The sequence below is a fragment of the Actinocatenispora rupis genome (genome assembly GCF_016861975.1).
GTDB lineage: Bacteria > Actinomycetota > Actinomycetes > Mycobacteriales > Micromonosporaceae > Actinocatenispora > Actinocatenispora rupis.
In genome coordinates, this window is record NZ_BOMB01000044.1 from 1 (window position 1) to 11,869 (window position 11,869).

Consider the following 11,869-nt stretch of genomic DNA (forward strand, 5'->3'; position numbering starts at 1 on the left):
CACCATCAGCGGTCCCGGCTGGTACACGTGCTCGTCGTCGGCGTCGACCAAGGTGATGTGCCAGGCGTCCCGGTCGAGCCTGCGACGCAGGCGGTTGGCCGCGACCCTCCCGGCGGTTCCGCCACCGAGGATCACCACATGCCCCATCACCCCTCTGCCCTTCGCCCGCCCGTACGGCCACGGGCCGGGCACCGGCGTCGTTGCCCCCAGCTCAGCCGATCCGGCGGCACCGGGACAGTGCCGCAGGACCGGTCGCGCGGGAACCATCGGCCCGTCCGCGGGTTCCGGGAACCGCGGCAACGCTTCGGTGCGACGCGATCCACCGCGGCGCGACGCCGAAGGCGCACGCGGTCAGCGCGGCGGGTTCTGCCGTCGGTAGTGGTCGCGCCAGATCAGCCGGTAGACCGGGACCAGGCGCGGGATCGACCGCAGTCCGGGGATGAACGGTAGCAGCACCAGCGCGAGGGTGAGCACGGCCATCACGCCCCACACCAGCGCGTCGGCGTTGGCGGACGACGAGAACGGCGGCACCTGGTACCAGAAGGTGTAGAGCCACAACCAGGCCTGGCCCGGGTAGTTGCCGGTCTCGTTCATCATGCCCCACTGGTCGCCGGCCAGGTGCTGGGCGCGCGCCCGCGACTCCAGGTAGCTGCCGTCGGACAGGTACAGCAGTGGGCGGGTGTAGTCGGTCTGGTAGAAGCGGACGCCGCCCTCGGACTGCAGCGTCCCGTCCAGGCCGCCGGCCTGCGCCAGCCCGAGCAGCCGACCCATCATGACGGGAACGGGCCCGTAGTCGCCCGCGGGCACCTTGGTGGGGTCACCGCCCGGCGCCTTGGCGAGCGCGGCGGAGTAGTGGGCGGTCCAGGCGCGTTCCTGGGCCGACGGTGCCGTCGCGTACACCTGGAGCGCCAGGGACAGGAGCGGATCGTGGGCGCTGGCCCGCTCCAGCGGATCGAGTACGAAGTCGTGCGCGGTGTCGACGGGATGCCGGACTCCCGCCCACTGTTGCGGGGACAGCGGCCCGATCCGTTGCGCGGCACCGGACGTCGTCGTGTACGGGGGCCCGTAGGTGGCGGTGGCGCTGGTGCCGTCGAGTTCGGTCACGGAGGTGGCGACGAAGTCGTTCGGGTCGGCGTTCGACCAGCTGGCCAGCGTGATCGGCCGGTCGTCGGGCGAGGAGAACACCACGGCCAGACCCACGGTGAGTACGACGACCACGCCGAGCGCGATCACGAACTCCTTGACCAGGTCGTACGGCCGGTAGGACTGGCCAGTGGCCGGTGTCTCGGTCATGCTGGGCCCTCCCGCCGGGACCGGTCTCCCGGAGCGCCGGGCGGCGCGAACGGGCCGCCCGGCGCCTGGGCCGGGCGCGTCTCATCGGGCGTCGCCGTGCCGGGTTCCGTCGGTTCCGCCTGAGGCGCCTGGTCGGGCGTCCCCACGACAGGACCCGTCGTTTCCGTCTGACGCGCCTCGTCGGACGCGGCGCCGGGCTGCTCGGCCGCGCCCGCCGGACTCGCCTCGGCGGGTCCATCCGGTCCGTTGTCTCCACCATCACGCCGCCGGTACGGGAGGGGTTCGACGACGCCGCGCCGGCGTACCAGCAGGATGTGCAGCACGGTGAGGACACCGATGACCAGCGGGAGCAGCACGACGTGCCAGAGCAGCATCTGGCCGAAGTCGAGGACGTTGAAGTACGCACCGATGCCGACGGCGTTGAGCCCGTCCTTGGCCTGGGTGGAGATCCACTGCGAGTCGAAGTTCTGCTGGACCAGGTAGCCGGTGAACGCCGTACCGATCGAGCCGACGAACGCCAGGACGCCGGTGATCCAGGTGAGCGCGCGCCGGCCCCGCCACGCGGCCATGAAGAACTTGCCCCACAGGTGGATGACCATGAAGGCGAAGAACAGTTCGACGCTCCACAGGTGGGTGCTGTTGACGAAGTGCCCGACGGACGAGCCGTGCCACCACGCCGGCCCATACAGGGCGAGCAGGCCGCCGGACACCAGCGCCACGACCAGCGCCGACAGGGTGAGCACGCCGAACACGTACACCCAGGACGCCACGTAGCTGGGCTGCTTGTCGGGTAGCAGCCGGTCCGGTGGCAGCGCCCGTACGGCGCGGCGGCGTACCGCGGCCGTCCACCCCGTCGCCGGGGCCTCGGTGTCGTCACGCAGGTCCGGGTCAGCGTCGTCCACGGCGTTTCCCCTTCGGGAACGGGACGATCAGTGCGAGGACGAACAGCAGGATCATCAGGCCGATCACGACCAGGTTGGCCAGGGACAGCTGCACGACACCCCAGTGCAGGTAGTGGCCGGGATGGTTCAGGTCCACCGGCGTCGACAGCGCTCGGCCCCAGCTCATGGTTCCCACGCTCCTTCCATCGCCGTCCGATGACGTTCCGCGGCGACGGAATCCGTGACCCCAGAATGAGCCCGCCGCCGCGGAGTCCGGTGCGGCCGTTCGGCTTGCGTTACCGGGGACGAACGGCCCGTCGACGCGGACGGCAGGGCACGTACCTCACGTCAGGCGCGCAGGCTATCCGCGCCGCGGGGCCGACCGGCGTCGAGTACGGGACCTCTGGCACTTCGTCGTCGCCGGCAACGCGCCCGACCATGGACGGGCACCGGTGGTGCGGTGTCCCCGCCCGGGCGTCACGTACGCCCGCAGGTACGGCCCCGGGAGGCGGCAATGGGGTGGATGCGTGTCGACGCGGTGATGACGAGCGCCGTGCTGCTGCTGACGACCGACACGCCGTACCGGCGGATCGTCGAGTTGTTCGCCGAACGCGGCATATCGGGTGCACCGGTGGTCGCTTCGACCGGTGTCGTCCTGGGTGTGGTGTCGGAGACCGACCTGTTGGCCGGGGTCGCCGAGTCCGGAGACCGCGCACCGCGGCGGCGGTTGCTGCACAGGCACGCCGCCGACGCCGGCGGGGTGGACGCGGTGGGCGCTCGGACCGCGCGCGACCTGATGACCTTCCCGGCGCTGGTCGTCGCGCCGGAGGCGGCGGTCGCCGAGGCGGCCCGCATCATGATCGACAACCACATCAACCGGCTACCGGTGGTGAACGGGCAGGGCCGCGTGGCGGGCATCGTGACGCGCGGCGACCTGCTGCGTGCCTTCCGCCGGACCGACGAGGCGATCCGTACCGAGATCGTCGACGACGTGTTCCGGCTCGTCTTGCGGGTCGGTCCACCGGACGTGGACGTACGGGTCCGCGCGGGCCTCGCCACCCTGACCGGGCAACTGTCCGAGGCTGGCGACATCGACCGGGCCGTACGGCTGGTGCGGAACGTCGACGGCGTCACCGGCGTCGTCAACGACCTGACGTACCAGGGCGGCGACCGACGGGCGACGGGGTGACACCGGGCGCCGTCGTGGTGGACGACACGTCGGGCGCCGCGGGCGTACTCGACGGGCGCCGGGCCGCGGGGTGCCCGTCGACCGGAAATACGCCGTCCGTACGGCCACATGGGCCCCACGACCGGCCCGGGCAACAGGGGCCGTCCGGCCCTCCCCCGGGCCACCGTACGGGCCGCAGAGTGGGGCGCGGGGTGGTTGGCATGTTCCAGGACCGGGCGCAGGGCGGCCGGATGCTCGCGCACCGGCTGTCCGGGGTGTGCGTGGACGAGGCGGTCGTCCTGGGGATCACGCGCGGCGGGGTGCCGGTCGCGCGGGAGGTGTCCCGGCTCCTGACGATCCCGATGGACGTGCTGGTCGTCCGCCGGGTGACACCGGCGGACCGGCGGCTGACGCTCGGGGCGGTTGCCGAGACCGGTGAGCCCCAGCTGCGCCATGCGATCCACCGGTTCGGGCCGGACCAGCTCGTGGAGTTCGTCCGGTGCGCCGAGGCACAGGTCTCGCGCGAGGTCGCCGTCTACCGGATGCGGCACGCGCCCCTACCGCTGGTCGACCGTACCGCGATCCTCGTGGACGACGGTGTGGTCACCTCCGCCACCGCCCGGGTGGCGTGCCGGCTCGCACGCAGCCGCGGCGCGCGGCGGGTCGTGTTCGCGGCGCCGGTGATCCCGGCCGATGCGGTCGCCGCGCTCTCCGATCTCGCCGACGACCTGCCGCGCGCGGTGACGCCCCCTCGGGCGACAGCCGTGCGCGACTGGTACGTCGACTTCCCGGCGGTGACCGACGCCGACGTACTCGGCCTGCTCGGTCCGGTCGACGAACCCGCCACGGCGGGGCGGTAGCGGCGATGGACGACGCGTCGGTTCACCGCAACACGGTCGTGGTGGGTGTCGACGGCACCGGTTGGGCGGCGCTGGACTGGGCCGCCCGGTACGCCTCGGTCACCGGCGCGCGGCTGCTGGTCTGCGTGGCCCAGCCGTACGAGGATCGGCTGTCGCAGGAGGCGCTGGACGCGGCCGAGGAGGTTCTGGCCACGGCCCGCGACCGGGCGTCCCGCTGGCTGCCGCCGACCCGGCTCGATCCGTGTCTCCGGCACGGGGATCCGGCCACCGAACTCGCCGAGGCCGCGCGCGGCGCAGACATGGTGGTGGTCGGTTCTCCCGGGCGGATCGGCTGGCCGGAGCGGGTGCTGGGGCCACCCGTGGTGTCGGTCGTCGCCCGCGCCCGCGCACGGGCGGCGGTGGTACGGCCGGACCGGGACGGCCCGCCCGGACCGTACGCCGGGCACGTGGTCGTCGGTGTGGACCTGTCGGCGGGCGGGGACGCCGCCCTGCGGTTCGCGTTCGAGTACGCGGCGGCGCGGCGGCTGCCCCTGGCGGCGGTGCGGGTCGCCACGGACGGCGGCGGCGAGGACTACTGGTTCGACGAACGGATGCTGGAGACGCACTTCGCCGCGGTACCCGGTTCGATGAGCCTCGTCGCCGAGCGGGTGGAGCGGTTGCGTCACCGGTTCCCCGAGGTGATGGTCAAGCTCGCCGTGTCGCGGTCCGATGATCCGGGCACCGGCCTGCTGCGCGCCGCCAGCGGCGCGCAGCTGCTCGCGATCGGCCAGCGGGACGCCGATCCGGGCCACGACCCGCTCGGCCCGGTTGCCCTGACCGTCCTGTTGGACGCGCCCTGCCCGGTCGCGGTCCTGCGTCGGTGACGACCCCTCGGCGACCGACACGGGGCGCCGGCGGTACGGATGGGAGGCGGGAAGCGACATGACCAGGTACCGACGGGCCGCCCTCGTGGCGCTGCCACTGCTGCTACTCGCGGGATGCGCGGCCGGGCCGAACGATGTGGTCGCCACCAGCGGTTCGCAGCCCGCGGGGTTCTGGCTGGGTCTCTGGCAGGGCCTCATCAGCCCCGTCACCTTCCTCGTGTCGCTGTTCAACGACCACGTGAACATCTACGAGGTCCACAACAACGGCAACTGGTACAACTTCGGCTTCATGCTGGGGATCTCGACCGTCTTCAGCGCGCTGGCCCGGCCGGCGGCGGTGGCGACCGGTCGCCGGCGCGAACGCCGCCGCAACCACCGCCCGGACCGCTGACGTGGCTCCTCAGACGCCGTGCAGCACCCGCCGGTACGGGTCGGGATCGTACGTCGGCGGCCCCAGTCGTACCTTGGCGTCCACGACGGTCAGGCCGGTCGGGGTGACCACGACCGGGTTGAGGTCGATCTCGGTCGCCTCCGACGCGTGCGTGGCGAGCCACGACAACCGCAGCAGCAGGTCCTCGACGGCCGCCGTGTCGACGCGGGGCGACCCCCGGTAGCCGGTGAGCAGTGGCGCGGTACGCAGGGCACGCCACATCCCGGCCGCGTCCCGGTCGGTCAGCGGCAGCAGGTGCAGGACCCGGTCGCCGAGCAGTTCCGTCACGGTTCCCCCGGCGCCGAGCAGGACCACGGGCCCGAACAGCGGATCGTGCCGGAGCCCGGCGATCAGCTCCATCCCGGGCGCGGCCATCGCCTGTACCAGTACCCGACCGTCCGCGTCTCCGTCCGCGGCACGGACGGCACTCGCGGCGGCACGGACCCCGCCGGCGTCGACGATGCCCAGCCGTACGGCGCCGACGTCCGACTTGTGCAGCAGGTGCGGGTCGGCGGACTTGACCGCCACCGGGTACCCGATCGACTCGGCGGCGCGCACCGCCCGGTCCGCAGGCACCACCTGGCCCGTTGCCAGCGGTACGCCGAGGGCGGTGAGCAGGCGGGTCGCCGTGTCCTGGTCGAACCAGTCGGCGGCACCCCCGTCGTGCGCGCGCTCGACGGCGGCGCGTACTGCTGCCGCGTCGATTCCCGGCGGGGTGACGGCCCGCCCGACTGGCGTGCGGCGCCACCGGGCGTACCGACAGGCGCGGCCGAGCGCGCGGACGGCGCGTTCGGGTGACACGTAGACGGGTACCCGGCGGTTGCCGACACAGGCGGGGGCGTCGTCGGCACCGACCAGGACGACGGCGGCCGGCAGGTCGGGAGCGGTGTCGAGAGCTGCCGCGACCGCGGCGAGCAGCGTGCACGGGTGGTTGCCCCGCAACGCGATGAGTCCGACGACGAGGCAGTCGACCTCTCCGCTCCGGGCGAGCGTCCGTACCGCGTCGGACAGCGTGTCGGCAGGTATGTCCGCGCCGAGGTCGACCGGGTTGGTGAGGCCGCCGGGGTGGGTCGGGCCGTCGAGCGTGTCCACGAGCGTCCCGGACAGTTCCGGTACGGACAGCCCGGCGGCCTCGGCGGCGTCCGCGGCGAGGATGTTCAACCCGCCGGCGTTTCCGATGACGCCGAGCCGGTCGCCGGTGGGCGCCGGCTGGTCGACGAGCAGCCGCGCGGCGTCGAGCAGTTCGTCGGGGTCATCCGTGCGGATCACGCCGGCCTGCGCGAAGAGGCTGTCGACGATCGCGTCCGGGGTCGCCGCGGCGGCGGTGTGTGCGGCTCCGGCGCGCCGGCCGCCGACCGAGCGGCCGCTCTTGACCACGAGAACGGGTTTGCGCCGGCCCGTCTGGCGAGCAAGGCGGGCGAACCGCGCCGGGTTGCCGAACGATTCGAGGTACAGCGCGACCGCCTGGGTCCGCGCGTCGTCGTACCAGAAGCTGAGCAGGTCGTTGCTGGAGACGTCGATCTTGTTGCCGAGGGACACGAACGCCGAGACGCCGATCCCCGCGCGCGACGCACCGTCCAACAGTGCGACGCCGACGGCGCCCGACTGCGACGCGACAGCGAGCCCACCGGTATCGGGTCGGTGCGGGCCGAACGACGCGTCGAGGCGTACCGCGGGGTCGGTGTTGATCACGCCGAGGCAGTTCGGGCCGACGATGCGGACCCCGGCGCGGCGCGCGGCGCGCAGCAGGTCGGACTGGCGCCCGCCGTCCCCGGACTCGCCGAATCCGGAGCCGAGTACGACCGCGGCACCGGCGCCGCGCTGCGCGGCCTCCGCGAGCGCCCGCGCCGCCGCTCTCGCCGGGACGGCGAGAACCGCGAGGTCGACGGGCTCCGGGAGGTCGAGCGCGGACCGGTACGCGGGGACGCCCGCCACGTCGTGCCGTGCGTGCGGGTTCACCGCGTACACGCGGCCGGTGAATCCGGCGTCGAGCAGGGACCGCAGCACGTCGTGCCCGACGCCGTCGGTACGGCCGGCGCCGATCACGGCGACCGCCGCGGGGGCGAACAGCGGACGCAGCGAGCTGCGTTGCGCGGCGCGGTCCCGGGCATCCATCGCCGCGAGTGCCGCGTCACCGGGCAGCGTCGCGATCTGTATGTGGACGACACCCGCCGGCTCGTGGTCCAGGCCGGCGGTCAGTCCCTGGGACACCTTGAGCATGCCGGTGTTGGCGGCCAGTACGTCGCCGTCGAGGGTGTCGATGCCGTGCCGGCGAGCTTCTGCCGAAAGTTCCTCCAGCAGCAGCGTTCCGACGCCGCGTCCGTGCCAGTCATCGGCGACCAGGACGGCCAACTCCGCGCGGTCCGGTGCCAACCGCTCGTAGGACGCCACGCCCAGCAGGTCGCCGCACTGTTCCGCGACGAGGACCGCGTGGTCACCGTCCGGAGGCCGGCTCAGCCGTGCGATCTCGGCGTCGACCGCCCCGGGCGCGTTGCTGAAGAACCGCAGGTACCGGTTGTACGAGGACGTGCCGCGCAGCAACGCACCGATGTCCGGTGCATCGTGCGGGCGGCCCGGACGGATCCGTACGATGTGGCCGTCCGCGCTCAGTGCGTCCACGCCGCCGCCGGACGTGGGGCCGTCACCGGTCACCGTTCGAGCCGTACACGTTCGTGCGTGACCGCCTCGATGTCGGTCGCCGCCGAGAACAGCAACCGGTGCCCCAGGTCGTTGAGCGCGCGAGCCACCGCGAGCTCGTCGCCGATCTCCGGAACGTCCTTGTCCGCCGGGTTCATGTGGGCACGACCGATGCCGACGAGGGAGGCGGCCTCACCCGTCTGCAACCGGGCCTCGGCGTACGTGCTGCCCTCGTGCTCGTCGACGAAGATGTCGACCCGCCAACGCTTCTCGTGCATCACGACCTCCTCACCGCGTACCGCCAGTCCACCGCGGCCGGATTCGCCGGGACAGGGCCGAACGGTCCCGCGGTGACCGGCCGGTCGGCACTGTGGCGTCGCATGCCGGAGGCGCTGACTGTCGGTGAGCCCTATCGAGGAGGTTGGACCATGAGTGCGGCGACGCATGGCCAGTCCGGCGCGGCCGTCCCCGTTCCGAGGACGAGCACCCGAGCGATCAGCTCCGCGACCGTCGGCCGGTACACGATGGCGGGGTTGCGGCTCGGGATGGGATGGATCTTCCTGTGGGCGTTCCTGGACAAGCTCTTCGGCCTCAGCCACGACACCCTGACGAAGTCCGCCTGGATCCACGGCGGTAGCCCCACCAAGGGATTCCTGTCGACAGTGGCGACCGGGCCGTTCGCCGGCTTCTACCACAGCATCGCCGGCGCGGGCTGGGCCGACTGGCTGTTCATGCTCGCCCTGGCCGGCATCGGTGTGGCCCTGATGGCCGGGATCGGGATGCGCATCGCGACCATCGCCGGTGTCGTACTGCTGGTGATGATGTGGAGCGTGGTGCTGCCGCCGGCCGGCAACCCGTTCCTGGACGACCACCTCATCTACGCCGGTCTGCTGGTCGCCCTGCTGGCACTGCACGCCGGTGACACGCTCGGCCTGGGCCGCTGGTGGTCGCATACGCCGCTGGTCCGGCGCGTGCCGTGGCTGCGGTGAGCGCGCCGGAGGACCGTGCCGATCCGAGTACACCGGACCCGCGTGAGGCGCGCACGCTCCTCTACCGGGACCTGCGGGCCATCCCGACCGGGCTGTCCGGCCGGGAGGCCCGCCGTCGGCTGGTCTCTTACGGCCGCAACGAACTGCGGCGCCGTGGCGGTCGCCGATGGCCGCAGGAACTGCGCGCCCAGCTCACCCAACCGCTGGCGCTGTTGCTGGCGGTCGCGGCGATTCTGGCCTGGCTGAGCGGCAGCCCGCTGCTCGCCGGTGCGATCGGCGCGGTGGTCGCCCTCAACGCCACGTTCGCGTTCGTCCAGGAGGTCGAGGCCGAACGCGCGGTCGAGGCGCTCGCCGCGTACCTGCCGTCGCTCGCCCGGGTCGTACGCGACGGTGAGCATGTCAGCGTCGACGCGGCCGAGCTCGTGCCGGGCGACGTGCTGCTGATCGACGAGGGCGACCGGATCTGCGCCGACGGCAGGCTCATCGACGGTGAGCTGTTCGTCGACGCCTCCACGCTCACCGGCGAATCGGTGCCGGTGCGCCGGTCCGCCGAACTGGTCGACACCACCGGTCCGGTTCTCGCCGCCCGCGACCTGGTCTTCAGCGGTACCTCGTGCACCGAGGGCGAGGCACGGGCGCTCGTCACCGCGACCGGGATGCACACCGAGATCGGCCGGATCGCGGCCCTGTCGGAGCGGGTGGCGCGCGCCGACAGCCCGCTGGAGCGCCAGGTGAAGCGGGTCGCCTGGCTCATCGCCGCGGTCGCCGTCGGCGCCGGGTTGGCGTTCCTGCCGGCGGGGCTGGCCGCCGGCCTTGGCTTGGCGGCTGCGATCAGCTTCTCCGTCGGGCTGATCGTGGCGAACGTCCCGGAGGGCCTGCTGCCGACCATCACGCTCGCCCTCGCGGTCGGGGTACGCGACCTCGCTCGGCGCGGCGCGGTCGTCAAGCGGCTGTCGGCGGTGGAGACACTGGGCTCCACCACGGTCATCTGCACCGACAAGACCGGCACTCTGACCGAGAACCGGATGCGGGCGGTACGACTGTGGACTCCGGCCGGGGGAACGGTCGAACCGGGCACCACGGACCTGCCGGACGACGTGCGCCTGCTGGCCCTGTCCGCTGCGGCATGCACGACCGCCGAACCCGGCCGGGGCGACCCGACCGAGACCGCCCTCGTCGACCTGGCGCGCCGGCTCGGCATCGACACGGCGGGCAGGGACGCCAGGCGGCGTGGCCTGTTCGGCTTCGAGCCACATCTGAAGCGTATGTCCACTGTGGACATCGAGGGCTCCGGTGAACTCGCGGTGCACGCGAAGGGGGCACCCGAGTCGATCGTTCCACTGTGCACGGGCATCGGCGCGGACGGCGCGCCGTTCCGGGCCGACGATCGCACCCGGATCGCCGAACGGGTCGAATCCTTTGCGCGACAAGGTCTCCGGGTACTCGCGGTCGCCCGGCGAGGCGTGATCGCGGCGCCCGTGGATCGTGGCCACGCCGAGCGGGACCTCCGGCTGCTCGGTCTCGTGGCGCTGCTGGACCCGCCCCGCTCGGGAGTGGCGGAGGCCATCCGGGACGCACACCAGGCCGGCATCCGCGTACACGTGGTCACCGGGGACAACGGCACGACCGCCGCCGAGATCGCCCGGCAGGTCGGCATCGGCGCGGACCGGGTCGTCCCCGGCGACCGGCTCGACGCCATGCCCGAGGTCGATCTGGACCGGCTGCTGGCCGAGCCCGGCGAGATCGTGTTCGCCCGTACGTCACCGGAGGCCAAGCTGCGCATCGCCGACGCCCTGCGGTCGACCGGCCAGGTCGTCGCGATGACCGGCGACGGCGTCAACGACGCACCGGCGCTGCACCGGGCGGACATCGGCGTCGCCATGGGCCGGTCCGGCACGGACGTGGCGCGGGAGGCCGCCACCATGGTCCTCACCGACGACGACTTCGGCACCATCGTCGCCGCGGTGGCCGCCGGGCGCCGCGTCTACGACAACATCCGCAAGTTCATCGTGTACATCTTCACGCACGCGGTACCGGAAGTGGTGCCGTTCCTGGTGTTCGCGCTCAGCGGCGGGGCGGTCCCGCTGGGCCTGACGGTGCTGCAGATCCTCGCGATCGACCTCGGCACCGACATCCTGCCCGCGCTGGCGCTGGGACGCGAGCCGGCCGAGCCGGGGCTGATGGCGCGACCGCCGCGGCCGCGGCACGAGAACGTGGTCCGACCGGCGATGCTGGCGCGCGCGTGGGGATTCCTCGGCGTCATCTCCGCGGCGCTGAGCTTCGGCGGTTTCCTGTGGGTCCTGCACCGTGCCGGTTGGCAGCCCGGGGACCCGACGGGCGTGGGCAGCCCGTTGCACCACGCGTACCAGCAGGCGACGACGATGGCGTGGCTGGGCATCGTGGCGTGCCAGTGCGGTACCGCGATGGCCGTGCGGACCAGTCGGGCCGCGCTGCGGCAGATCGGTGTGCTGAGCAACCGCCGTCTGCTCGCCGGGCTCGGCGTCGGGGTCGCCGCCGCGCTCGCCGCGAGCTACCTGCCGCCGGTGCAGGCAGTACTCGGCACGGCAGCGCTGCCGCCGGTCTGTCTGTTCCTGCTGGCGACGTTCCCGTTCGTGGTGTGGTGTGCCGACGAGCTGCGCCGCGCCGCGGTTCGGCACCGTGACGACCGTCGGGCCGCCGGTCGAAGCACGCCCGAGCGGCGGGCACCGGCCAGCACCGGGGCCTCGTTGCGCTGAGCCGTACCGCGGT

The 11,869-nt window shown here is 73.2% G+C and carries 12 protein-coding genes; 6 read left to right on the plus strand and 6 right to left on the minus strand.

From position 1 onward, the window contains the following. The 4 genes from Aru02nite_RS37500 to Aru02nite_RS31725 form a co-directional block, all read right to left on the minus strand. Positions 1 to 267, minus strand: a 267-nt coding sequence (locus Aru02nite_RS37500) for a tryptophan 7-halogenase (protein ID WP_308446287.1), incomplete at its 3' end; no start/stop codon positions are given. Between the two features lie 84 nt (positions 268 to 351). Beyond that, positions 352 to 1,293 (minus strand): hypothetical protein, encoded by a 942-nt coding sequence (locus tag Aru02nite_RS31715; protein ID WP_203663859.1) that lies wholly within the window; start codon positions 1,291 to 1,293, stop codon positions 352 to 354. Next, complete coding sequence (locus Aru02nite_RS31720) at positions 1,290 to 2,195, minus strand: cytochrome b N-terminal domain-containing protein (protein WP_203663861.1); 906 nt, start codon at positions 2,193 to 2,195, stop codon at positions 1,290 to 1,292. Before Aru02nite_RS31720 ends, Aru02nite_RS31715 begins: the two co-directional genes overlap by 4 nt. Continuing rightward, the gene (locus Aru02nite_RS31725; protein WP_203663863.1) at positions 2,182 to 2,361 is read right to left on the minus strand and encodes a hypothetical protein; all 180 of its coding nucleotides are present in this window, start codon (positions 2,359 to 2,361) and stop codon (positions 2,182 to 2,184) included. The genes Aru02nite_RS31720 and Aru02nite_RS31725 overlap by 14 nt, the downstream gene beginning before the upstream one ends. Positions 2,362 to 2,688: 327 nt before the next feature. Between Aru02nite_RS31725 and Aru02nite_RS31730 the strand changes: the two genes are divergently transcribed. From Aru02nite_RS31730 to Aru02nite_RS31745, 4 genes are all read left to right on the plus strand, one after another. Then, positions 2,689 to 3,363: a CBS domain-containing protein gene (locus tag Aru02nite_RS31730; RefSeq protein WP_203663865.1), complete on the plus strand. Its 675-nt coding sequence runs from the start codon at positions 2,689 to 2,691 to the stop codon at positions 3,361 to 3,363. A gap of 200 nt (positions 3,364 to 3,563) precedes the next feature. Beyond that, a complete protein-coding gene (locus tag Aru02nite_RS31735; RefSeq protein ID WP_203663867.1) occupies positions 3,564 to 4,202 on the plus strand; it encodes a phosphoribosyltransferase in 639 nt (212 codons plus the stop codon). Positions 4,203 to 4,207: 5 nt separating this feature from the next. Continuing rightward, a complete protein-coding gene (locus Aru02nite_RS31740; protein ID WP_203663869.1) occupies positions 4,208 to 5,065 on the plus strand; it encodes a universal stress protein in 858 nt (285 codons plus the stop codon). Positions 5,066 to 5,123: 58 nt separating this feature from the next. Continuing rightward, positions 5,124 to 5,456: a hypothetical protein gene (locus Aru02nite_RS31745; protein WP_203663871.1), complete on the plus strand. Its 333-nt coding sequence runs from the start codon at positions 5,124 to 5,126 to the stop codon at positions 5,454 to 5,456. A gap of 9 nt (positions 5,457 to 5,465) precedes the next feature. On the opposite strand, the gene Aru02nite_RS31750 is transcribed toward Aru02nite_RS31745, so the two are convergent. Then, a complete protein-coding gene (locus Aru02nite_RS31750; protein WP_239077075.1) occupies positions 5,466 to 8,147 on the minus strand; it encodes a bifunctional acetate--CoA ligase family protein/GNAT family N-acetyltransferase in 2,682 nt (893 codons plus the stop codon). Continuing rightward, entirely contained in the window at positions 8,144 to 8,410 is a 267-nt protein-coding gene (locus Aru02nite_RS31755) for a DUF1876 domain-containing protein (protein WP_239077076.1), read from the minus strand. The genes Aru02nite_RS31750 and Aru02nite_RS31755 overlap by 4 nt, the downstream gene beginning before the upstream one ends. Before the next feature lie 150 nt (positions 8,411 to 8,560). On the opposite strand from Aru02nite_RS31755, the gene Aru02nite_RS31760 reads away from it, so the two are divergent. Together Aru02nite_RS31760 and Aru02nite_RS31765 are read left to right on the plus strand one after the other, a co-directional pair. After that, a complete protein-coding gene (locus Aru02nite_RS31760) occupies positions 8,561 to 9,121 on the plus strand; it encodes a hypothetical protein (RefSeq protein WP_203663875.1) in 561 nt (186 codons plus the stop codon). Beyond that, positions 9,118 to 11,856, plus strand: coding sequence for a cation-translocating P-type ATPase (locus tag Aru02nite_RS31765; RefSeq protein WP_203663876.1), 2,739 nt, complete (start codon positions 9,118 to 9,120; stop codon positions 11,854 to 11,856). The genes Aru02nite_RS31760 and Aru02nite_RS31765 overlap by 4 nt, the downstream gene beginning before the upstream one ends. The last annotated feature ends 13 nt before the right edge of the window (positions 11,857 to 11,869 follow it).

Bases quoted from the DNA above. Each gene is read 5' to 3' on its own strand.
- Aru02nite_RS31725 (WP_203663863.1), bottom strand. From the start codon at position 2,361: ATGAGCTGGGGCCGAGCGCTGTCGACGCCGGTGGACCTGAACCATCCC.
- Aru02nite_RS31760 (WP_203663875.1), top strand. From the start codon at position 8,561: ATGAGTGCGGCGACGCATGGCCAGTCCGGCGCGGCCGTCCCCGTTCCG.
- Aru02nite_RS31730 (WP_203663865.1), top strand. From the start codon at position 2,689: ATGGGGTGGATGCGTGTCGACGCGGTGATGACGAGCGCCGTGCTGCTG.
- Aru02nite_RS31740 (WP_203663869.1), top strand. From the start codon at position 4,208: ATGGACGACGCGTCGGTTCACCGCAACACGGTCGTGGTGGGTGTCGAC.
- Aru02nite_RS31755 (WP_239077076.1), bottom strand. From the start codon at position 8,410: ATGCACGAGAAGCGTTGGCGGGTCGACATCTTCGTCGACGAGCACGAG.
- Aru02nite_RS31735 (WP_203663867.1), top strand. From the start codon at position 3,564: ATGTTCCAGGACCGGGCGCAGGGCGGCCGGATGCTCGCGCACCGGCTG.
- Aru02nite_RS31745 (WP_203663871.1), top strand. From the start codon at position 5,124: ATGACCAGGTACCGACGGGCCGCCCTCGTGGCGCTGCCACTGCTGCTA.
- Aru02nite_RS31715 (WP_203663859.1), bottom strand. From the start codon at position 1,293: ATGACCGAGACACCGGCCACTGGCCAGTCCTACCGGCCGTACGACCTG.